Consider the following 19,934-nt stretch of genomic DNA (forward strand, 5'->3'; position numbering starts at 1 on the left):
CTCGTCATCGCAAAAGCCCTTCGTAGTGACGTTGTTGTAGCTGCGCATCAATCTGCTTTACGGTCTCCAAACCAACGCCCACCATGATCAGGATCGAGGTGCCACCGAACGGGAAGTTCTGGTTCGCATTGATCAGTACCAGTGCCACCAGCGGAATCAGTGCCACGAAGCCCAGGTAAAGGGCACCGGGCAGGGTGATCCGTGAGAGCACGTACTGCAGGTAATCAGCGGTCGGCCTGCCGGCGCGGATACCAGGGATGAAGCCGCCGTACTTCTTCATGTTGTCCGATACTTCTTCAGGGTTGAAGGTAATCGCGACGTAGAAGTAGGTAAAGAACACGATCAGGACGAAGTAAACCGCCATGTAGATCGGGTGGTCACCGCGGGTGAGGTTGTTGTTGATCCACTCAACCCACGGCTGCATGGGCTCGCCGTTCCGGGGCTGGTTGAACTGCGCGATCAACCCGGGAATGTAGAGCATGGAGGAAGCGAAGATCACCGGAATGACGCCGGCCATGTTCACCTTGATGGGAATGTAGGTGCTGGTGCCGCCCACGGTGCGCCGCCCGATCATGCGCTTGGCGTACTGCACGGGGATACGCCGCTGCGACTGTTCCACGAAGACCACCAGTGCAACGGTGAGCAGGCCCACGGCGAGGACGATGAAGAAGGTTCCCGGGCCCTGGGAGGTCCAGATGGCGCCCAGCGAGGTGGGGAACTGCGCGGCGATGGAGGTAAAGATGAGCAGCGACATGCCGTTGCCCACGCCCTTCTCCGTGACAAGCTCGCCCATCCACATGATCAGGCCGGTACCGGCCGTAAGCGTGATGATGATCAGGATGGTGGTGATGATGCTGGTGTCCGGGATGATCGGCAGCTGGCAACCGGGCAGCAACTGCCCGGAGCGTGCCAGCGACACCAGGGTGGTGGCGTTGAGCAGGCCCAGCGCGATGGTGAGGTAGCGGGTGTACTGGGTCAGCTTGGACTGGCCCGACGCGCCCTCTTCGTAGAGCTGCTGGAACCGGGGAATGACCACCCGGAGCAGCTGCACAATGATGCTCGCCGTGATGTAGGGCATGATGCCCAGGGCGAAGATGGACACCTGGAGCAACGCGCCGCCGCTGAAGAGGTTAACGAGCTGGTACAACCCGCCGGCGGTCTGACCGTTCTGCAAGCATTGCTGGACATTCTGGTAGTTCACACCTGGCGAGGGAATGAAAGCACCCAAGCGGAAGATGGTGATGATTGCCAGCGTGAACAACAACTTGCGTCGCAGATCAGGCGTGCGAAAGGCCCGGCCAAATGCGCTAAGCAAGCGTCCTCCTGTGGTGTCAATAAGGGTGGGGTGGCGGAACTTGATAAATCCCGACAACCGAGTCTAACGGTTGGATGCGCCCTGCGAACAATCCGGGGCAGCGCACGTGCGCCGGATGGCGCGAAAAATTCGCCCGGCGGATATGAAAAACTCCCGGTATCCGGGGCCAAAGCCCACGGATACCGGGAGTTCAACAGCTGGCGCCGTCCCTTACAGGGCGGTGGTGCTTCCGCCTGCTGCAGCGATCTTTTCAGCGGCGCTGGCCGAGAATGCGTGGACGGTGACGTCAACCTTGACGGAGATGTCGCCGGTGCCCAGCACCTTGACGGGCTGGTTCTTGCGAACCGCACCCTTTTCAACCAGGTTCTCCACGGTGACTGCGCCACCTTCCGGGAACAGCTCGTTGAGCTTGTCCAGGTTCACGACCTGGAACTCAACCCGGAACGGGTTCTTGAAGCCACGCAGCTTGGGCAGGCGCATGTGCAGCGGCAGCTGGCCGCCGGCAAAGCCAGCCTTCACCTGGTAGCGGGCAGCCGTACCCTTGGTACCACGGCCGGCGGTCTTACCCTTGGATGCCTCGCCACGACCAACACGGGTCTTGGCGGTCTTGGCACCCGGGGCGGGACGCAGGTGGTGAACCTTCAGGGCGTTCTGCTTCTCTGCAGCCTGTGCCTTATCAGCAGTGTTCTCTGCCATTTACTTCGCCTCCTCTACCTTTACCAGGTGCGGAACCGTGTTGAGCATTCCAACGGTCACGGCGTCGGCGGTGCGGACAACGGTGTGTCCGATCCGCTTCAGGCCGAGGGACCGCAGGGTGTCGCGCTGGTTCTGCTTGCCGCCAATGGCGGACTTGATCTGAGTGATTTCCAACTGGGCGTCGGAAGGGACCAGGTTCTTAGCCATGACTAAACACCTGCCTTCGGAGCCAGGAGGGCCTTCACCAGAGCCTGGGGAGCAACCTCGTCCAGCGGCAGGCCGCGGCGTGCTGCCACTGCTGCCGGCTCTTCGAGGCGCTTCAGGGCATCAACGGTCGCGTGAACGATGTTGATGGCGTTGGAGGAACCGAGCGACTTGGAGAGGATGTCGTGGATGCCCACGCACTCCAGTACTGCACGGACCGGACCACCGGCGATAACACCGGTACCGGCGGAGGCCGGACGCAGCATTACGACGCCGGCAGCGGCTTCACCCTGAACGCGGTGCGGGATGGTGTTGCCAACGCGCGGAACGCGGAAGAAGGACTTCTTGGCCTCTTCAACGCCCTTGGCGATAGCAGCGGGAACTTCCTTGGCCTTGCCGTAGCCCACGCCGACCATGCCGTTACCGTCACCAACGACGACCAGTGCGGTGAAGCTGAAGCGACGACCACCCTTGACGACCTTGGAAACGCGGTTGATGGTGACAACGCGCTCTACGAACTGGTTCTTTTCGGCTTCACGGCCACCGTCGCGGCCGCCACGGCCACCGCGGTCGCCGCGGCCCTGGCCGCGGTCGCCACGCTCGCCGCGACGGGCGCCACCACGGCGGTCGTCGGCAGCGGGGGCAGTGGTCTCAGCAGCTGCGGCTTCGGGAGCCTTCTGATCTGCAGACACAGTGTCCTTTTCCTTGTTTGCTTCGGTCACAGTGACAGCCCACCTTCGCGTGCACCGTCAGCGACGGCGGCAATCCGGCCGTGGTACTTGTTACCACCACGGTCGAACACAACAGCCTCGACGCCGGCAGCCTTGGCACGTTCGGCAACGAGCTCGCCGACGCGCTTGGCCTTGGCAGTCTTGTCACCGTCGAATGCACGGAGGTCGGCTTCCAGTGTGGACGCGCTTGCTACGGTCTGGCCAATGGTGTCATCGACAACCTGGACAAATACGTGGCGTGCGGAGCGGTTGACCACCATGCGGGGGCGTACAGCCGTACCGGAAATGCGCTTGCGGATACGAAGCTGGCGGCGGCTGCGACCAGCAGCCTTGCTCTTGTTCGTACGCTTCTTGTTAATGGAGATGGCCATGGTTACTTACCAGCCTTTCCGACCTTGCGGCGGATGACTTCGCCGGCGTAACGGATGCCCTTGCCCTTGTACGGGTCGGGCTTCCGCAGCTTGCGAATGTTGGCAGCAACTTCGCCGACCTGCTGCTTGTTGATTCCTGATACAGAGAGCTTGGTCGGTCCCTCTACTGCAAAGGTGATGCCGGCCGGAGCCGAAACGTTGACCGGGTGGCTGTAGCCCAGAGCGAACTCAAGGTCAGAACCCTTGGCCTGAACGCGGTAACCAGTACCGACGATTTCAAGCTTCTTCTCGTAGCCTGCGGTGACGCCCTGGATCATGTTGGCGATCAGGGTGCGGGTCAGGCCGTGGAGCGAACGTGAGGCACGCTCGTCGTTCGGGCGGCTTACGGTCAGGGTGTTGTCTTCCAGGGCAACCTCGATGGGGCTGGCCACAGTGTGGCTCAGCTCCCCCTTGGAACCCTTGACGCTGACGACAGAGCCGTCAACCTTGACCTCAACGCCGGCAGGAACGGTGATGGGGAGACGTCCAATACGTGACATTATTCTCTTCCTTTCCCGTTACCAGACGTACGCGAGGACTTCGCCGCCCACGCCCTTCTTGCCGGCCTGCTTGTCAGTCAGGAGGCCGGAAGAGGTGGACAGGATTGCGATACCCAGGCCACCCAGCACGTGCGGCAGGTTGGTGGACTTCGCGTAAACGCGGAGGCCCGGCTTGGAGATGCGGCGAACACCGGCGATGGAGCGCTCGCGGTTCGGACCGAACTTGAGTTCGAGGGTCAGCTTCTTGCCAACCTCAGCGTCCTCTTCCTTCCAGCCGGCGATGAAACCTTCGGCCTTGAGGATGTCGGCAACGCGTGCCTTGAGCTTGCTGTAAGGCATAGACACGGAGTCGTGGTATGCCGAGTTTGCGTTACGCAGGCGCGTAAGCATATCTGCGACAGGATCTGTCATTGTCATGTGGGCTCATGCCCTTCCTCGTAACGGTTTCCGCCGTCCCGTCCTTGACGGATCGGAGCGGCCGGACCTTTTACGTAGTTAATTAAGCTTCGGTTTTGAACGGGAAACCAAGCGCCTTGAGCAGCGCGCGGCCTTCGTCATCGGTCTTGGCGGTGGTGACAACCGTGATGTCCATACCGCGGACGCGGTCGATCTTGTCCTGGTCGATTTCGTGGAACATAACCTGCTCGGTCAGACCGAAGGTGTAGTTGCCATTGCCATCGAACTGCTTGCCGCTGAGGCCGCGGAAGTCGCGGATACGGGGCAGTGCCAGGCTGACCAGGCGGTCCACGAATTCCCACATGCGGTCGCCACGCAGGGTTGCGTGTGCACCGATGGGCATGCCTTCGCGCAGCTTGAACTGTGCGATCGACTTGCGGGCCTTGGTAACCTGCGGCTTCTGGCCGGTGATCTGGGTCAGGTCGCGGACAGCGCCGTCGATCAGCTTGGAGTCCTTGGCGGCATCTCCAACACCCATATTCACAACGACCTTCACCAGGCGGGGCACCTGGTTCACGTTCTGGTACTTGAACTCATCCTGGAGCTGGCCCTTGATGGTTTCGGCGTACTTGGCCTTCAGACGGGGAACGATCTTCGTTGCCGGAGTCTCGATGGTCTCAGTCATTAGATGTCCTTCCCGGTGCTCTTGGACACGCGGATGCGGACGGTCTTCTGCACGCCGTTCTTCTCCACGGTGTCGAGGCGGAAGCCCACACGGGTCGGCTTCTTGGTCGACGGGTCAACCAGGGCCACGTTCGAAATGTGGATCGGGGCCTCTACGACCTCGATGCCGCCGGTCTTGGTGCCGCGCTGCGACTGTCCAACCCGGGTGTGCTTGGTGACGCGGTTGATGCCCTCAACCAGCACGCGGTTGGTGTCGGTGAAGACGCGCAGGACCTTGCCCTGCTTGCCGCGGTCGCCGCCGCGCTCAGCCTTGGCGCCAGTGATGACCTGAACCAGGTCACCCTTCTTGATCTTTGCAGCCATGGACTAGAGCACCTCCGGAGCCAGAGAAACGATCTTCATGAACTTCTTGTCACGCAGTTCACGACCAACCGGTCCGAAGATACGGGTACCGCGGGGGTCACCGTCGTTCTTCAGGATCACAGCTGCGTTCTCGTCAAACTTGATGTAGGAACCATCCGCACGGCGGCGTTCCTTCTTGGTACGGACGATGACGGCCTTGACCACATCGCCCTTCTTTACGTTGCCGCCAGGGATCGCATCCTTGACGGTGGCGACAATGACGTCACCGATGCCTGCGTAGCGACGGCCGGATCCACCGAGAACGCGAATGGTAAGGATTTCCTTAGCACCCGTGTTGTCGGCGACCTTGAGTCGCGACTCCTGCTGAATCACTATTTACTCCTTGCGTCGCGCCGGTTCTCAGGCCGTGGTCTTGCTACGGAATGAGCCTTGCGGAACGGTTGATCGGGGTGTCTCTTGACCTGCCTGGATTTTGCCAGACCAGGCCTAAACGCCTGTGCCAGAAGCAGTTGCTCCCATCCAGTCCGGGACGGATCCCGGGCGCACAGGGGCACTATGCTGTGGCACGCTTGTTTACGAGGTTGATGACGGCGCGCGAAAGGCGCCATACAAACTCAATATCCTAGCACGTTTTCCGCCAGTCCCCATATCACCGCCGTCCCCTGGTCCGCAAGCAGTGCAGGACGCACGACGGCGTCACGCATGGCAGCCTTTCGGCCCGCCCAGGGTGCCGCTCCCCCGCCAGAGCAGGTCCCGCCGTCGTGCGCTTCGCTGAAATGCTGGCTGCCGTGAGGGGCGCGTTAAAACGAGGAGGCCCCCACTCCGGAAGGAGCAGGGGCCTCAGCTAAGCAGCAGGTGCTACTTGGCCTTCTCGAGGATTTCCACGAGCCGCCAGTTCTTGGTGGCGGACAGCGGACGGGTCTCGGCGATGACAACGAGGTCGCCGATGCCGGCGGTGTTCTCTTCGTCGTGTGCCTTGACCTTGGAAGTGCGGCGGATGACCTTGCCGTACAGTGCGTGCTTCACGCGGTCTTCAACCTCGACAACGATGGTCTTTTCCATCTTGTCGGAGACCACGTAACCGCGACGGGTCTTGCGGTAACCGCGCTGCACAGCCTTGGCTGCGGTAGCAGTTTCGGTCACGTTCTGGTCCTTTTCACTCACTTGGCGTCCTCCTCGGTCTCAGCCTTTTCAGCCTTGTCGGCCTTCTTGGTTGAAGCCTTCTTGGACTTCTTTTCTTCCTTGGCTTCCACAACCGGCGCGGCAACCTCGGCACGAATGCCCAGCTCGCGTTCGCGGAGAACGGTGTAGATGCGGGCGATGTCCTTCTTTACCGCGCGCAGGCGACCGTGGTTCTCCAGCTGTCCGGTGGCGGACTGGAAACGCAGGTTGAACAGCTCTTCCTTGGCCTTGCGGAGTTCTTCAACGAGACGCTCGTTGTCGAAACCGTCCAGCTGTGCGGGAGCCAGATCCTTGGATCCTACTGCCATTTCTACTCACCACCTTCGCGACGCACAATGCGTGCCTTCAACGGCAGCTTGTGGATTGCCAGGCGCAGGGCCTCGCGAGCTACCTCTTCATTGACACCGGAGAGTTCGAACAGAACCCGGCCCGGCTTGACGTTGGCGACCCACCATTCCGGTGAACCCTTACCGGAACCCATGCGGGTTTCGGCAGGCTTCTTGGTCAGGGGACGGTCCGGGTAAATGTTGATCCAGACCTTACCGCCACGCTTGATGTGGCGGGTCATCGCGATACGGGCAGATTCGATCTGGCGGTTGGTGACGTATGCCGGGCTCAGAGCCTGGATACCCCACTCACCAAACGAGACCTCGGTGCCGCCCGTGGCAGCGCCGGAACGACCCGGGTGGTGCTGCTTACGGTGCTTGACTCGACGTGGGATAAGCATTTAAGCCTGTCCTCCTTCTGCTGCTGCAGGTGCAGCTTCAGCTGCCGGAGCTTCAGCAGCGGGAGCTGCGTCAGCGGCCGGACGGTCGTTGCGACGGCGGCGGTCACCGCGGTCAGCGCCACCCGGGCGGCCGGGACGCTCGCCACGGCCACCGCGGGACGGAGCGGCAGCAGCCTGTGCGGCCAGTTCCTTGGCGGTGACGTCACCCTTGTAGATCCAGACCTTCACACCGATACGGCCGAAGGTGGTCTTGGCTTCGTAGAAGCCGTAGTCGATGTTCGCGCGGAGGGTGTGCAGGGGCACACGGCCTTCGCGGTAGAACTCCGAGCGGGACATTTCAGCGCCACCCAGGCGGCCCGAGCAGGCGATACGGATGCCCTTGGCACCTGCACGCTGTGCGGACTGCATGGCCTTCTTCATCGCACGGCGGAATGCCACGCGGGAAGTCAGCTGCTCTGCAACGCCCTGGGCCACAAGCTGGGCTTCCATCTCGGGGTTCTTGACCTCGAGGATGTTCAGCTGGACCTGCTTGCCGGTGAGCTTTTCGAGCTCGCCGCGGATGCGGTCTGCTTCTGCTCCACGGCGGCCGATGACGATGCCGGGACGGGCCGTGTGGATGTCCACGCGGACACGGTCACGGGTGCGCTCGATTTCGACCTTGGCGATACCGGCGCGCTCCATGCCCGTGGACATGAGCTGGCGGATGCGGATGTCTTCGCGAACGAAGTCCTTGTACCGCTGGCCGGCCTTGGTGCTGTCAGCGAACCAGTGCGATACGTGATCGGTGGTGATGCCGAGTCGGAACCCGTGCGGGTTTACTTTCTGTCCCACTTAGCGAGCCTCCTCTTTCTCCGGGGTAGCGACTACCACGGTGATGTGGCTGGTGCGCTTCTTGATCTGAAATGCACGACCCTGGGCACGCGGCTGGAACCGCTTCATGGTCGGGCCTTCATCAACAAACGCTTCGCTGATGATGAGGTCGCCTTCGTCAAACGCCACGCCGTCGCGGTCCGCGAGGACCCGGGCGTTGGAGATTGCCGACTGAACTACCTTGAATACCGGCTCCGAAGCTGCCTGCGGGGCAAACTTCAGAATTGCCAGAGCCTCATTCGCTTGCAATCCACGAACAAGGTTGACGACGCGCCGGGCCTTCATAGGCGTTACGCGGATGTGGCGCGCAATTGCCTTGGCTTCCATTGCTTTCCTTCTCTCGTCTTTGACGTAAACGCAGGCGCCTAGCGGCGCTTGCCCTTACGGTCGTCCTTGACATGGCCGCGGAATGTCCGCGTGGGAGCGAATTCGCCGAGCTTGTGCCCGACCATCGACTCAGTGACAAACACCGGGATGTGCTTGCGTCCGTCGTGTACGGCGATCGTGTGCCCGAGCATGTCGGGGATGATCATCGAACGGCGGGACCAGGTCTTGATGACGTTCTTGGTGCCCTTTTCGTTTTCCCTGGCTACCTTCACAAAGAGGTGCTGGTCAACGAAAGGACCTTTTTTCAGGCTGCGTGGCATGTGTCCAGGCTCCTATCGCTTGTTCTTGCCAGTACGACGGCGACGCACAATAAGCTTGTCGCTCTCTTTGTTGGGGCGGCGGGTGCGGCCTTCACGCTTACCGTTCGGGTTCACGGGGTTACGACCACCGGAAGTCTTACCTTCACCACCACCGTGCGGGTGGTCAACCGGGTTCATGGCGACACCACGGACGGTCGGGCGGACGCCCTTCCACCGCATACGGCCGGCCTTGCCCCAGTTGATGTTCGACTGCTCGGCGTTGCCAACTTCGCCGACCGTTGCGCGGCAGCGCACGTCAACGTTGCGGATTTCGCCGGAGGGCAGGCGCAGCTGGGCGAAGCGGCCTTCCTTGGCAACAAGCTGGATGGATGCGCCGGCGGAGCGGCCCATCTTGGCGCCGCCACCCGGACGCAGTTCAACTGCGTGGATAACGGTACCCACCGGGATGTTGAGCAGCGGCAGGTTGTTACCGGGCTTGATGTCAGCACCGGCACCTGCCTCTACAACGTCACCCTGGGAGAGCTTGTTGGGAGCGATGATGTAACGCTTGGTGCCATCAACGTAGTGCAGGAGGGCGATGCGAGCCGTGCGGTTCGGATCGTACTCGATTTCGGCAACGCGGGCGTTGACGCCGTCCTTGTCGTGGCGACGGAAGTCGATCAGACGGTACTGGCGCTTGTGTCCACCACCCTTGTGGCGGGTGGTGATCTTACCGGTGTTGTTACGGCCGCCCTTCTTGGGCAGCGGACGTACCAACGACTTTTCCGGCGTCGACCGCGTGATTTCGATAAAGTCCGCTACGCTCGAGCCACGACGGCCCGGGGTAGTCGGCTTGTATTTACGGATTCCCATAATTTATTTCCTCGTTAAAGTGGTCTCCGCTACGCGAGCGGACCGCCGAAGATGTCGATGGTGCCTTCTTTGAGGGTGACAATCGCACGCTTGGTGTTCTTGCGGGTACCCCATCCGAATTTGGTGCGCTTGCGCTTACCGGCACGGTTGATGGTGTTGATCGATTCGACCTTGACGGAGAAGATCTTCTCCACGGCCAGCTTGATCTCGGTCTTGTTCGAACGGGGGTCCACCAGGAAGGTGTACTTGCCCTCGTCGATCAGGCCGTAGCTCTTTTCCGACACGACGGGTGCAAGCACGACGTCGCGGGGATCCTTGATGGTGGCTGCACTCACTTGGCATCCTCCTCGTTCTTTGCTGCCTTAGCGGCAACGAATGCGTCGTAGGCAGCCTTGGTGAAGACAACGTCATCAGAGACGAGAACGTCGTAGGTGTTCAGCTGGTCTGCGTACAGAACGTGAACGCCGGCGAGGTTGCGCACGGACAGTGCGGCAACATCGTTATCGCGCTCGATGACGACCAGCAGGTTCTTGCGGTCGGAAACGCCGCGAAGCGTTGCCAGGGCAGTCTTGGAAGACGGCTTGTCTCCAGCAACCAGCTCGGAGACAACGTGGATGCGACCGTTGCGGGCCCGGTCAGACAGTGCGCCGCGCAGTGCAGCAGCAATCATCTTCTTGGGGGTGCGCTGGCTGTAGTCACGCGGGGTGGGACCGTGGACAATGCCACCGCCGGTCATGTGCGGAGCACGGACGGAACCCTGACGGGCGCGGCCGGTACCCTTCTGCTTGAACGGCTTGCGTCCTGCACCGGAAACTTCAGCGCGGGTCTTGGTCTTGTGGGTTCCCTGGCGGGCAGCAGCGAGCTGGGCAACGACAACCTGGTGCAGCAGCGGCACGTTGGTCTGAACGTCGAAGATCTCTGCAGGCAGGTCAACCTGGACAGTGTTAGCCATTGAACTAGGCTCCCTTCACGGCAGTGCGTACGAGTACGACCTGGCCGCGGGCACCGGGAACGGCGCCCTTGATCAGGAGCAGCGACTTCTCGACGTCAACCGCGTGGACCGTGAGGTTCAGCGTGGTGTGACGAACGGCGCCCATGCGGCCGGCCATTTTCATGCCCTTGAAGACGCGGCTCGGGGTGGATGCGCCACCGATTGAACCGGGCTTACGGTGGTTCTTGTGGGCACCGTGGGAAGCGCCAACGCCGTGGAAGCCGTGACGCTTCATAACACCGGCGAAGCCCTTACCCTTGGTGGTGCCGATGACGTCGATCTTCTGACCGGCCTCGAAGAGCTCCACGGAGAGCTCCTGGCCCAGCTCGTACTCAGCAGCATCTGCGGTACGGAGTTCGACGACGTGGCGGCGAGGCGTGACGCCTGCCTTCTCAAAGTGACCAGCCAGCGGCTTGGTGACCTTGCGGGGATCGATCTGGCCGTAGCCGATCTGAACGGCGACGTAGCCATCGGACTCAGCATTGCGCAGCTGGGTGATGACGTTCGAGTCTGCCTGGACCACAGTGACGGGGATGAGCTTGTTGTTCTCGTCCCAGACCTGGGTCATGCCGAGCTTCGTGCCCAGCAGGCCCTTTACGTTACGGGTTGCGGTCATAGTTTCTCAGCACCTCCCTACAGCTTGATTTCGATGTTCACGTCAGCCGGCAGGTCGAGACGCATGAGCGAGTCAACAGCCTTCGGCGTGGGATCGATGATGTCGATAAGACGCTTGTGCGTGCGCATTTCAAAGTGCTCGCGGCTGTCCTTGTACTTGTGCGGAGAGCGGATAACGCAGTACACGTTCTTCTCCGTAGGCAGCGGCACGGGGCCAACTACCGTTGCGCCTGCGCGCGTGACCGTCTCAACGATCTTCCGTGCTGAAACGTCAATGACCTCGTGGTCGTATGACTTCAGCCGGATGCGGATTTTTTGTCCCGCCATGTCGCCTGACTCTCTTTCAGTCTGTGCTTCCCCGGTTTAGGGCTGCCCTGTTCACTTACTCGTTGTATGGCTGCCGAAGCATTTGAGGTCGTAACCACCATCCGCCGCACAAGCTGAATCCGGATGAATCCGGGTTCCTCAACCTGCCGGCGCAACCGACCCCCGCGGTCGGGCGTGTCGCGCTGAACACGCATACAAATCCGCAATTCCATTGGGGTGGGTTATGTTTGGTCTTCAGCTTGGACCCTGCACCCGGCATTATCCGGATCGGGACACGAAGAAGCGCTTGAACAACTCATCTAGTATGCCGGAAAACTGCGGCAGATGCGAATTGGCTCTGTATCGATGCTCGTCAGGGCCATTGCCGCGGGCCGGGAGCGGCTGGATGATAGGGGCATGACCCTGGAGAGTACAGAATCGGTGACGGAACTGGCCGGGCGCGTGCCGCCGTCGTTCATCCTCGGCGTCGCGGCAGCGGCATTCCAGATCGAAGGCTCGCTGAAGGCCGGGGGTCGGGGACCATCGGGGTGGGATGCCTTCGCGGAGAAGCCCGGTGCCATCCTCGACGGCCACTCCCCCGCAGTGGCGTGCGACCACTACAACAGGCTCCCGGAGGATGTCGCGCTGTTGAAGGAACTGGGCGTAGGCTCCTACAGGTTCTCCCTGTCCTGGCCACGCATCCAGCCTGATGGCCGGGGTGCCCTCAATGCCGAAGGCCTGGATTTCTACGACCGTCTCATCGACCAACTGCTCGAAGCAGGCGTCTCACCCATGGCAACGCTCTACCACTGGGACACTCCCCTGCCCCTGGAACACCGCGGCGGCTGGCTGAACCGGGACACGGCCGAGCGGTTCAGCGAGTACGCCAGGGCCGCCGGTGAGCGGTTCGGGGACCGGGTGGCTCAGTGGGTCACCCTCAACGAACCCGTATCGGTCACCCTGAACGGCTACGCACTGGGGGTGCACGCACCCGGCCGCCGGCTGCTGTTCGACGCCCTTCCCGCCGTCCATCACCAGCTCCTGGCACACGGGCTCGGCGTGCAGGCGCTGCGGGCTGCTGGAGTGGCCGGCGGAGTAGGCCTGTCCAACCTGCACTCTCCCGTCAGGCCCGCCTCACGAAAAATCGGCGATAGGCTGGTCGCCCACGTCTATGACCTGCTGATGAACAGGATGTACGCGGATCCGGTCCTGCTGGGCCGCTACCCGTCGCTGCCGCTGTACGCGAAGCCCTGGCTGCGTTCCATCGGCAGGATTTCCGACGCGGATCTCAAAACCATCCACCAGCCCTTGGATTTCTACGGGCTCAACTACTACTTTCCGGTCAAGGTGGCCGTGGGGCCAGGCATCACCCCCCTGCCTGCGGACATGCACAAGGAGCTTGCCAAGCTGCCCTTCCACGAGGTGGGTTACCCGGAGTACGGGAGTACGGGCTTCGGCTGGCCCGTGGCGCCGGAACACCTGGGCATCCTGCTGCAGGAAATGCGCGACCGTTACGGCGCGGCCCTCCCCCCGGTCTACATCACCGAGGGCGGCGCCAGTTTCCCGGAACCTGACCGCGTTTCGGGGACCCTCGAGGATACCGATCGGGTGGAGTATCTGGCCAGTCATTTGGGTGCGGCGCTTGAGGCCACGGCTCCCGGGGGCCTGGCAGAGGGATTGGACCTGCGTGGCTATTTCGTGTGGACGCTCATGGACAACTTTGAGTGGGCCGCCGGCTACTCGCAACGTTTTGGCCTGGTGCACGTGGACTTTGAGACGCTGCAGCGGACGCCAAAGAGGTCCTTCTACTGGTACCAGGCCCTGTCCCGCGCAAGGAATGGCCGATCAGACTAGCCTGGCCGGCTCTGCGGGTCAGGAGTGCCCGGTGACAGTCAGGAAGATCAGAACGCAGTTCAGCCCCACGATAAGGGTGGCACTGGTCCAACCGGCGATCCGGAGGGGCTTGGAATCCACATGGACGCCCATCACCTTGCGGCTTCCGGTAAGCCGGATCAGCGGAATCAGCGCGAACGGGATACCGAAACTCAGGAGGACCTGGCTGAGGACCAGGGCTACCGTGGGTTCGATGCCCGCGCCAAGGACCAGCAACGCCGGGATCAGGGTCACGGTTCGGCGGACCAGCAGCGGAATCCTCATCTTCAGCAGCCCGCCCATGATGGTGGCCCCGGCATAACAACCCACCGAGGTGGACGCCAGTCCGGAGGCCAGCAGGCCTACGGCGAATACGACGCCGATGACCGGCCCCAGTGCCGACGTGACCGCCGCGTGGGCACCGGCAATGGTGTCAGTGCCCTCCACCCCGCGGAGGCTGGTGGCAGCCAACAGCAGCATGGCGATATTGACGACGCCGGCAAGCAGCAGGGCGCCGGCGACGTCCACGCGGGTGGTCCGGATCAACCGCGTCCTGACGGCAGGATCCTTCGAGAAGCCGTGGCGGTCCCGGGCGAGGGCTGAATGCAGGTAGATCGCGTGCGGCATGACAGTTGCACCGAGCATGCTGGCAGCGAGCAGGACGGTATCGGTTCCCTCGAAGCGCGGTACAAGGCCGGCCAGAGCGCCACCCGCATCCGGCGGAGCGACGAACAGGCCCGAGACGAACCCCACGGCGATTACACCAAGAAGGGTGAGGATCGCGAACTCGAAGGACTTCTGGCTCCGGCGCGACTGCAGTGCCAGCAACAGCATTGACGCAAGGCCAATGACGACCCCGCCGGCGAGCAGTGGCAGGCCAAACAGCAGATTAAGCGCAACTGCCCCGCCGATCACCTCAGCCAGGTCCGTGGCTCCGGCAACGACCTCGGCCTGCACCCAATAGGCGCGTCGGCGGCCGGTTCCCAGCCGCTGGCCGAGGATTTCCGGCAGGCTCATGCCAGTGGCGAGCCCAAGCTTGGCGGACTGGTACTGGATGAGAACGGCCATCCCGTTGGCAGCCACGAGGACCCAGACGAGCAGGTACCCAAAGCTGGCGCCGGCCGTCAGGTTAGCCGCGACGTTTCCAGGGTCCACATAAGCAATGGCTGCCACGAAGGCAGGCCCCAGCAGCAGGAGGCGGGACCAGAGCCCCGGAGTGGCGGTTTGCGCCGTCATAGTCGATACAGCCATCACATGTCCTCGTCGTTGCGGCGTCACTAAGACGAGGATACCGCGAATTTAGGCATACCGAAAAGTAGGAATAAGGCGTACCGGCAAGATGGCCGGAGGGTGGGCGGCTACTGGTTCTTGTTCGCCCTGTTGATCCGCTTGGCCCGGTCAATTTCGTGCCGGAAGTTCCTTCTGACCCAGAACACCCCACCCACCACCACAACCGCGATGATCAGGAAAATAAGCCATCCCATGATGATCTCCTTTCAGTGCTGCCACAGTATCAGGGGCTTGTCGATAGCGGTTCCGCAATGTTCCGGCCGGGGCTTTTGGACAAAAAGAAAGCCCCGCTGCTTGTCGCAGCGGGGCTTTCTTTTGGATTCTAGTGTGGGCCGAAGCCCAGCAAATCCTTGATCAGCAAGTACTACTTGATGATCTTGGTAACGCGTCCCGAACCAACGGTGCGGCCGCCTTCGCGGATTGCGAAGCCGAGGCCCTCTTCCATGGCGATGGGCTGGATGAGCGCAACGGTCATCTCAGTGTTGTCGCCGGGCATAACCATTTCCGTGCCCTCGGGCAGGGTGATAACGCCGGTTACGTCCGTGGTACGGAAGTAGAACTGCGGGCGGTAGTTGGAGTAGAACGGGTTGTGACGTCCGCCTTCGTCCTTGGAGAGGATGTAGACGTTGGCCTCGAAGTCGGTGTGCGGGGTGATGGAACCCGGCTTGACGACAACCTGGCCACGCTCGACATCGTCGCGCTTCAGGCCACGGAGCAGCAGGCCACAGTTCTCGCCGGCCCATGCTTCGTCGAGCTGCTTGTGGAACATCTCGATACCGGTAACCGTGGTCTTCTGGACCGGGCGGATGCCGACGATCTCGACCTCGGAGTTGATGGCGAGGGTTCCACGCTCGGCGCGGCCCGTAACAACGGTGCCACGACCGGTGATGGTGAAGACGTCTTCGATCGGCATCAGGAACGGCTTGTCGCGGTCACGTACGGGGTCCGGAACGGACTCGTCGACAGCAGCCATCAGGTCCTCAACGGACTTGACCCACTCGGGGTCGCCTTCCAGGGCCTTCAGGCCGGAAACGCGAACCACCGGAGCGTTGTCGCCGTCGAAGCCCTGCGAGCTCAGGAGCTCACGAACTTCCATTTCGACGAGGTCGAGGAGTTCCTCGTCATCGACCATGTCAGCCTTGTTCAGCGCGACCAGCAGGTAGGGAACACCAACCTGGCGGGCGAGCAGAACGTGCTCGCGGGTCTGAGCCATAGGGCCGTCGGTAGCGGCAACCACGAGGATTGCGCCGTCCATCTGAGCAGCACCGGTGATCATGTTCTTGATGTAGTCAGCGTGGCCGGGGGCGTCAACGTGTGCGTAGTGACGCTTCTCGGTCTGGTACTCCACGTGGGAGATGTTGATGGTAATACCGCGCTGACGCTCTTCGGGTGCAGAGTCGATCGACGCGAAGTCACGCTTTTCGTTGAGATCCGGGTACTTGTCGTACAGCACCTTGGAAATGGCGGCCGTCAGCGTCGTCTTACCGTGGTCAACGTGACCAATGGTGCCGATGTTGACGTGCGGCTTAGTCCGCTCGAACTTTGCCTTTGCCACAGGTTCCTCCTAGAACGTTTACAAATAGCTTGCCCTCCAGCCGCGCTTGTCGCGGTAGAACTCAGGCAAGTCTACTTGGGGGGCTTTGGATTGGTGAAATCGCAGATTCAGGAACTAATACTAGTCCCCTGAGCCTGTCGGTGCAGGGGGCCGGCCTGGACCGGCCGGCCTCCTGCACCAGGTTCGTCGGCCGTGGAGGCCGCCGAACCCGGGGTGTTCGCTTTGAAAGTCCGGAAAGGACTACTCGCCGCGGGACTTCTGGATGATCTCGTCGGCAACTGCCTTCGGGACCTCGGCGTAGCTGTTGAACGTCATGGAGTAGACAGCGCGGCCCTGGGTCTTGGAGCGCAGGTCGCCGATGTAGCCGAACATGCCGGACAGCGGAACGTGCGCACGGATGACCTTGACGCCCTGTGCATCTTCCATGGACTGCATCTGGCCACGGCGGGAGTTGAGGTCACCGATAACTTCACCCATGTATTCCTCAGGGGTGCGGACCTCGACATCCATCAGTGGTTCGAGCAGAACCGGGTTCGCCTTGCGTGCAGCTTCCTTGAAAGCCATACGGCCGGCGATCTTGAACGCCATTTCCGAGGAGTCAACATCGTGGTACGCGCCGTCAATCAGCGTGGCCTTGATGCCGACAACCGGGTAGCCGGCCAGGACGCCGTCGTTCAATGCGTCCTGGATGCCCGCGTCGACGGACGGGATGTATTCGCGCGGAACGCGGCCACCGGTGACCTTGTTCTCGAACTCGTACAGCTCACCCTCAGCGGTGTCCAGCGGCTCGATGGCGATCTGGATCTTTGCGAACTGGCCCGAACCACCGGTCTGCTTCTTGTGCGTGTAGTCGTGGCGTTCGACGGCGCGCTTGATGGTTTCGCGGTAGGCAACCTGGGGCTTGCCCACGTTTGCCTCGACCTTGAATTCGCGGCGCATGCGGTCCACCAGGATGTCCAGGTGGAGCTCGCCCATGCCGGCGATGATGGTCTGGCCGGTGTCTTCGTTGAGGGACACCTGGAAGGTGGGGTCCTCAGCGGAGAGCTTCTGGATGGCCGTGGAGAGCTTCTCCTGGTCACCCTTGGTGTTCGGCTCGATGGCAACCGAGATCACGGGCTCCGGGAAGCTCATGGACTCGAGCACGATCTGGTTGTTGGCATCACACAGGGTGTCACCCGTGGTGGTGTCCTTCAGACCGATGGCTGCGTAGATGTGGCCGGCGGTAGCGCCCTCAACGGGCATTTCCTTGTTGGCGTGCATCTGGAACAGCTTGCCGATGCGCTCCTTCTTGCCCTTGGTGGAGTTGACCACCTGCGCGCCTGCTTCCACGTGACCGGAGTACACGCGGATGAAGGTGAGCTGACCGAAGAAGGGGTGAGCAGCAATCTTGAATGCCAGGGCCGAGAACGGCTCCTCAGCGGAAGGCTTGCGGGTCAGTTCCTTCTCTTCGTCGCGAGGATCGTGACCGACCATCGGGGGGACGTCGAGCGGGTTCGGCAGGTAGTCCACAACTGCATCGAGCATCGGCTGGACGCCACGGTTCTTGAACGCGGAGCCACAGAAGATCGGGTACAGCTCGGAGTTGATGGTCATCTGGCGGATGCCGGCCTTGAGCTCGTCGATCGAGATCTCTTCGCCCTCAAGGTACTTCTCCATGAGTTCCTCGGAGGACTCTGCAACGGTCTCAACGAGGTTCGCGCGGTACTCTTCAGCCTTTTCCTGGAGGTCAGCCGGGATCTCACGGATCTCGTACTTGGCACCCATGGTCACGTCGCCCTTGGCGTCGCCCGGCCAAACCAGGGCACGCATGTAAAGCAGGTCGACGACGCCGATGAAGTCGTTCTCGGCACCGATGGGCAGCTGCATGACCAGCGGCTTGGCACCGAGGCGGCTGATGATGGTGTCTACGGTGAAATAGAAGTCAGCACCGAGCTTGTCCATCTTGTTGACGAAGCAGATACGCGGGACGTTGTACTTGTCAGCCTGGCGCCATACGGTCTCGGACTGCGGCTCAACGCCTTCCTTGCCGTCGAAGACGGCAACTGCACCGTCGAGGACGCGCAGGGAGCGCTCAACCTCAACCGTGAAGTCCACGTGGCCAGGGGTGTCGATGATGTTGATCTGGTTGTTTTCCCAGAAGCAGGTCACGGCGGCAGACGTGATGGTGATGCCGCGTTCCTTTTCCTGTTCCATCCAGTCGGTGGTCGACGCGCCGTCGTGCGTTTCGCCGATCTTGTGGTTCACACCCGTGTAGAACAGGATGCGCTCGGTTGTGGTGGTCTTGCCGGCATCAATGTGGGCCATGATGCCGATATTGCGGACCTTACTAAGGTCGGTAAGCACGTCCTGTGCCACGGGGTCTCCTTTTGGGATGGACTACGCGTTCGCCGCCGGCTCGGTTGAGCCGGCGGCGTCCGGGGAGTATTACCAGCGGTAGTGTGCGAAGGCCTTGTTGGACTCGGCCATCTTGTGGGTGTCTTCGCGACGCTTCACAGCGGCACCGAGACCGTTGGACGCATCCAGGATTTCGTTCTGGAGACGCTCGGTCATCGTCTTTTCACGGCGGGCCTTGGAGTAGCCAACCAGCCACCGCAGGGCGAGGGCGGTGGAGCGGCCCGGCTTGACCTCAACCGGCACCTGGTAGGTGGCGCCACCGACACGGCGGGAGCGGACCTCGAGGGAAGGCTTGACGTTGTCCATGGCCTTCTTGAGGGCTGCAACGGGGTCGCCGCCCGACTTGGCGCGGGCGCCTTCGAGGGCACCGTAGACGATGCGCTCTGCCGTGGACTTCTTGCCGTCAACGAGCACCTTGTTGATGAGCTGGGTTACCAGCGGGGAACCGTATACCGGATCCGAAACGAGCGGCCGCTTGGGGGCCGGACCCTTGCGAGGCATATTACTTCTTCTCCATCTTTGCGCCGTAGCGGCTGCGGGCCTGCTTACGGTTCTTCACACCCTGGGTATCGAGGGCGCCACGGACGATCTTGTAGCGGACACCCGGAAGGTCCTTCACACGACCACCGCGAACGAGCACGATGGAGTGCTCCTGCAGGTTGTGGCCAACACCGGGGATGTAGGCGGTAACTTCCACGCCGCCGTTGAGGCGCACACGTGCCACCTTACGCAGAGCCGAGTTCGGCTTCTTCGGGGTGGTGGTGTAGACGCGGGTGCAGACACCGCGGCGCATGGGGCTGCCCTTAAGCGCGGGAGCCTTGGTCTTTGAGACCTTAGGCGTGCGGCCCTTGCGGACCAGCTGGTTAATCGTAGGCACTCTCGTGTTCTCCGTTTTATCCGGAGTGGCTGTTTCCGGCCACTCTCCTTTTGCGTTGCCCCGCCGCCCGGGCCCTGAAGGGAATCTCCATGGCGGCGAAGGCGAAGCCTTAATAGTCGGATCGCACACCGGGACGAAACGTACATTCCTGCAGTTCCCTAGGCATGCAAAAATGTGGCATACGTTGCACAAGAACCCTGCAAACCGGAAACGTCGCTCTGGTCCAGCCTTTCAGCTGATACCGGCGCTCTCATCCACTGCCACAATAACAATTGGTAACAAGTCTAGCATGGACAGGCTCCATGCCTTAATCGGGGCCTTTCCCCCCATCGATTGCTCCGTACCTGTCGTTATGGGCCACCAGAACGACAGGTACGAAGCAATCGACGTTAACGGGAGATGGTCCCCCACCTTGCGGTGCGGGACCATCCCTTCGTCAGGCGTCAACCGTCAGTGG

General features: G+C 61.8%; 28 protein-coding genes. 1 reads left to right on the forward strand and 27 read right to left on the reverse strand.

Annotation, left to right across the window (positions count from 1 at the left end; genetic code table 11):
- Positions 1-4 precede the first annotated feature (4 nt).
- From secY to rpsJ, 21 genes are all read right to left on the reverse strand, one after another.
- On the reverse strand, positions 5-1,315 hold the full coding sequence (gene secY / locus LFT49_RS14995) for a preprotein translocase subunit SecY (protein ID WP_236799104.1): 1,311 nt from the start codon (positions 1,313-1,315) through the stop codon (positions 5-7).
- Between the two features lie 210 nt (positions 1,316-1,525).
- On the reverse strand, positions 1,526-2,011 hold the full coding sequence (gene rplO / locus LFT49_RS15000; protein WP_237428646.1) for a 50S ribosomal protein L15: 486 nt from the start codon (positions 2,009-2,011) through the stop codon (positions 1,526-1,528).
- A complete protein-coding gene (gene rpmD, locus LFT49_RS15005) occupies positions 2,012-2,218 on the reverse strand; it encodes a 50S ribosomal protein L30 (RefSeq protein ID WP_009358731.1) in 207 nt (68 codons plus the stop codon).
- Positions 2,219-2,220: 2 nt separating this feature from the next.
- The gene (rpsE, locus tag LFT49_RS15010) at positions 2,221-2,937 is read right to left on the reverse strand and encodes a 30S ribosomal protein S5 (protein WP_142133091.1); all 717 of its coding nucleotides are present in this window, start codon (positions 2,935-2,937) and stop codon (positions 2,221-2,223) included.
- Complete coding sequence (gene rplR, locus LFT49_RS15015; RefSeq protein WP_236799106.1) at positions 2,934-3,317, reverse strand: 50S ribosomal protein L18; 384 nt, start codon at positions 3,315-3,317, stop codon at positions 2,934-2,936. The genes rpsE and rplR overlap by 4 nt, the downstream gene beginning before the upstream one ends.
- A 2-nt stretch (positions 3,318-3,319) precedes the next feature.
- Complete coding sequence (rplF, locus tag LFT49_RS15020; RefSeq protein WP_110541321.1) at positions 3,320-3,856, reverse strand: 50S ribosomal protein L6; 537 nt, start codon at positions 3,854-3,856, stop codon at positions 3,320-3,322.
- An 18-nt stretch (positions 3,857-3,874) separates the two neighbouring features.
- A complete protein-coding gene (rpsH, locus tag LFT49_RS15025; RefSeq protein ID WP_018769139.1) occupies positions 3,875-4,273 on the reverse strand; it encodes a 30S ribosomal protein S8 in 399 nt (132 codons plus the stop codon).
- Between the two features lie 82 nt (positions 4,274-4,355).
- Positions 4,356-4,937 carry a 50S ribosomal protein L5 gene (gene rplE / locus LFT49_RS15030; RefSeq protein ID WP_236799107.1) on the reverse strand — a complete coding sequence of 194 codons (582 nt, stop codon included), beginning with the start codon at positions 4,935-4,937 and terminating at the stop codon, positions 4,356-4,358.
- The gene (gene rplX, locus LFT49_RS15035; RefSeq protein WP_236799108.1) at positions 4,937-5,299 is read right to left on the reverse strand and encodes a 50S ribosomal protein L24; all 363 of its coding nucleotides are present in this window, start codon (positions 5,297-5,299) and stop codon (positions 4,937-4,939) included. The genes rplE and rplX overlap by 1 nt, the downstream gene beginning before the upstream one ends.
- Before the next feature lie 3 nt (positions 5,300-5,302).
- Positions 5,303-5,671, reverse strand: coding sequence for a 50S ribosomal protein L14 (rplN, locus tag LFT49_RS15040; protein WP_003803789.1), 369 nt, complete (start codon positions 5,669-5,671; stop codon positions 5,303-5,305).
- Between the two features lie 486 nt (positions 5,672-6,157).
- Entirely contained in the window at positions 6,158-6,463 is a 306-nt protein-coding gene (gene rpsQ / locus LFT49_RS15045; protein WP_272910802.1) for a 30S ribosomal protein S17, read from the reverse strand.
- Positions 6,460-6,789: a 50S ribosomal protein L29 gene (gene rpmC / locus LFT49_RS22620; protein ID WP_018769136.1), complete on the reverse strand. Its 330-nt coding sequence runs from the start codon at positions 6,787-6,789 to the stop codon at positions 6,460-6,462. The genes rpsQ and rpmC overlap by 4 nt, the downstream gene beginning before the upstream one ends.
- Before the next feature lie 2 nt (positions 6,790-6,791).
- Positions 6,792-7,208, reverse strand: coding sequence for a 50S ribosomal protein L16 (gene rplP / locus LFT49_RS15055; protein WP_015937848.1), 417 nt, complete (start codon positions 7,206-7,208; stop codon positions 6,792-6,794).
- Positions 7,209-8,039, reverse strand: coding sequence for a 30S ribosomal protein S3 (rpsC, locus tag LFT49_RS15060; protein WP_236799110.1), 831 nt, complete (start codon positions 8,037-8,039; stop codon positions 7,209-7,211).
- Positions 8,040-8,405, reverse strand: coding sequence for a 50S ribosomal protein L22 (gene rplV, locus LFT49_RS15065; protein ID WP_009358304.1), 366 nt, complete (start codon positions 8,403-8,405; stop codon positions 8,040-8,042).
- 38 nt (positions 8,406-8,443) lie between these two features.
- The gene (rpsS, locus tag LFT49_RS15070) at positions 8,444-8,725 is read right to left on the reverse strand and encodes a 30S ribosomal protein S19 (protein WP_003803803.1); all 282 of its coding nucleotides are present in this window, start codon (positions 8,723-8,725) and stop codon (positions 8,444-8,446) included.
- A gap of 12 nt (positions 8,726-8,737) precedes the next feature.
- Complete coding sequence (gene rplB, locus LFT49_RS15075) at positions 8,738-9,577, reverse strand: 50S ribosomal protein L2 (RefSeq protein ID WP_026264302.1); 840 nt, start codon at positions 9,575-9,577, stop codon at positions 8,738-8,740.
- Positions 9,578-9,606: 29 nt separating this feature from the next.
- Positions 9,607-9,912 (reverse strand): 50S ribosomal protein L23, encoded by a 306-nt coding sequence (gene rplW / locus LFT49_RS15080; RefSeq protein WP_011692807.1) that lies wholly within the window; start codon positions 9,910-9,912, stop codon positions 9,607-9,609.
- On the reverse strand, positions 9,909-10,529 hold the full coding sequence (rplD, locus tag LFT49_RS15085) for a 50S ribosomal protein L4 (RefSeq protein ID WP_141942676.1): 621 nt from the start codon (positions 10,527-10,529) through the stop codon (positions 9,909-9,911). Before rplD ends, rplW begins: the two co-directional genes overlap by 4 nt.
- A 4-nt stretch (positions 10,530-10,533) precedes the next feature.
- A complete protein-coding gene (rplC, locus tag LFT49_RS15090; RefSeq protein WP_236799111.1) occupies positions 10,534-11,184 on the reverse strand; it encodes a 50S ribosomal protein L3 in 651 nt (216 codons plus the stop codon).
- Between the two features lie 17 nt (positions 11,185-11,201).
- On the reverse strand, positions 11,202-11,510 hold the full coding sequence (gene rpsJ / locus LFT49_RS15095) for a 30S ribosomal protein S10 (RefSeq protein WP_003803825.1): 309 nt from the start codon (positions 11,508-11,510) through the stop codon (positions 11,202-11,204).
- A 396-nt stretch (positions 11,511-11,906) separates the two neighbouring features.
- Here rpsJ and LFT49_RS15100 point away from each other — a divergent pair, with 396 nt between their 5' ends.
- Positions 11,907-13,343, forward strand: a complete 1,437-nt coding sequence (locus LFT49_RS15100) for a GH1 family beta-glucosidase (protein WP_237430528.1) — start codon at positions 11,907-11,909, stop codon at positions 13,341-13,343.
- A gap of 18 nt (positions 13,344-13,361) precedes the next feature.
- On the opposite strand, the gene LFT49_RS15105 is transcribed toward LFT49_RS15100, so the two are convergent.
- The 6 genes from LFT49_RS15105 to rpsL form a co-directional block, all read right to left on the reverse strand.
- A complete protein-coding gene (locus tag LFT49_RS15105) occupies positions 13,362-14,612 on the reverse strand; it encodes an Nramp family divalent metal transporter (protein ID WP_237428647.1) in 1,251 nt (416 codons plus the stop codon).
- A 107-nt stretch (positions 14,613-14,719) separates the two neighbouring features.
- On the reverse strand, positions 14,720-14,845 hold the full coding sequence (locus LFT49_RS22625; protein WP_268815694.1) for a hypothetical protein: 126 nt from the start codon (positions 14,843-14,845) through the stop codon (positions 14,720-14,722).
- Between the two features lie 170 nt (positions 14,846-15,015).
- Positions 15,016-16,206: an elongation factor Tu gene (gene tuf, locus LFT49_RS15110; RefSeq protein ID WP_141159762.1), complete on the reverse strand. Its 1,191-nt coding sequence runs from the start codon at positions 16,204-16,206 to the stop codon at positions 15,016-15,018.
- Positions 16,207-16,446: 240 nt separating this feature from the next.
- A complete protein-coding gene (gene fusA / locus LFT49_RS15115; RefSeq protein WP_236799113.1) occupies positions 16,447-18,561 on the reverse strand; it encodes an elongation factor G in 2,115 nt (704 codons plus the stop codon).
- Positions 18,562-18,630: 69 nt separating this feature from the next.
- The gene (rpsG, locus tag LFT49_RS15120; RefSeq protein WP_003803829.1) at positions 18,631-19,101 is read right to left on the reverse strand and encodes a 30S ribosomal protein S7; all 471 of its coding nucleotides are present in this window, start codon (positions 19,099-19,101) and stop codon (positions 18,631-18,633) included.
- Position 19,102: 1 nt separating this feature from the next.
- Positions 19,103-19,477, reverse strand: a complete 375-nt coding sequence (rpsL, locus tag LFT49_RS15125) for a 30S ribosomal protein S12 (RefSeq protein WP_009358312.1) — start codon at positions 19,475-19,477, stop codon at positions 19,103-19,105.
- Between the last annotated feature and the right edge of the window lie 457 nt (positions 19,478-19,934).

The sequence above is a fragment of the Arthrobacter sp. FW306-06-A genome (assembly GCF_021870055.1).
In the GTDB taxonomy this organism is placed as follows: domain Bacteria; phylum Actinomycetota; class Actinomycetes; order Actinomycetales; family Micrococcaceae; genus Arthrobacter.

What these genes read in the sequence shown, in the direction of transcription:
- rplO (WP_237428646.1), bottom strand. Translation starts at nt 2,011, where the DNA reads ATGGCAGAGAACACTGCTGATAAGGCACAGGCTGCAGAGAAGCAGAAC.
- rpmD (WP_009358731.1), bottom strand. Translation starts at nt 2,218, where the DNA reads ATGGCTAAGAACCTGGTCCCTTCCGACGCCCAGTTGGAAATCACTCAG.
- rplR (WP_236799106.1), bottom strand. Translation starts at nt 3,317, where the DNA reads ATGGCCATCTCCATTAACAAGAAGCGTACGAACAAGAGCAAGGCTGCT.
- rplF (WP_110541321.1), bottom strand. Translation starts at nt 3,856, where the DNA reads ATGTCACGTATTGGACGTCTCCCCATCACCGTTCCTGCCGGCGTTGAG.
- rpsH (WP_018769139.1), bottom strand. Translation starts at nt 4,273, where the DNA reads ATGACAATGACAGATCCTGTCGCAGATATGCTTACGCGCCTGCGTAAC.
- rplE (WP_236799107.1), bottom strand. Translation starts at nt 4,937, where the DNA reads ATGACTGAGACCATCGAGACTCCGGCAACGAAGATCGTTCCCCGTCTG.
- rplX (WP_236799108.1), bottom strand. Translation starts at nt 5,299, where the DNA reads ATGGCTGCAAAGATCAAGAAGGGTGACCTGGTTCAGGTCATCACTGGC.
- rpmC (WP_018769136.1), bottom strand. Translation starts at nt 6,789, where the DNA reads ATGGCAGTAGGATCCAAGGATCTGGCTCCCGCACAGCTGGACGGTTTC.
- rplP (WP_015937848.1), bottom strand. Translation starts at nt 7,208, where the DNA reads ATGCTTATCCCACGTCGAGTCAAGCACCGTAAGCAGCACCACCCGGGT.
- rplV (WP_009358304.1), bottom strand. Translation starts at nt 8,405, where the DNA reads ATGGAAGCCAAGGCAATTGCGCGCCACATCCGCGTAACGCCTATGAAG.
- rpsS (WP_003803803.1), bottom strand. Translation starts at nt 8,725, where the DNA reads ATGCCACGCAGCCTGAAAAAAGGTCCTTTCGTTGACCAGCACCTCTTT.
- rplB (WP_026264302.1), bottom strand. Translation starts at nt 9,577, where the DNA reads ATGGGAATCCGTAAATACAAGCCGACTACCCCGGGCCGTCGTGGCTCG.
- rplD (WP_141942676.1), bottom strand. Translation starts at nt 10,529, where the DNA reads ATGGCTAACACTGTCCAGGTTGACCTGCCTGCAGAGATCTTCGACGTT.
- rplC (WP_236799111.1), bottom strand. Translation starts at nt 11,184, where the DNA reads ATGACCGCAACCCGTAACGTAAAGGGCCTGCTGGGCACGAAGCTCGGC.
- rpsJ (WP_003803825.1), bottom strand. Translation starts at nt 11,510, where the DNA reads ATGGCGGGACAAAAAATCCGCATCCGGCTGAAGTCATACGACCACGAG.
- LFT49_RS15100 (WP_237430528.1), top strand. Translation starts at nt 11,907, where the DNA reads ATGACCCTGGAGAGTACAGAATCGGTGACGGAACTGGCCGGGCGCGTG.
- LFT49_RS15105 (WP_237428647.1), bottom strand. Translation starts at nt 14,612, where the DNA reads ATGGCTGTATCGACTATGACGGCGCAAACCGCCACTCCGGGGCTCTGG.
- LFT49_RS22625 (WP_268815694.1), bottom strand. Translation starts at nt 14,845, where the DNA reads ATGGGATGGCTTATTTTCCTGATCATCGCGGTTGTGGTGGTGGGTGGG.
- rpsG (WP_003803829.1), bottom strand. Translation starts at nt 19,101, where the DNA reads ATGCCTCGCAAGGGTCCGGCCCCCAAGCGGCCGCTCGTTTCGGATCCG.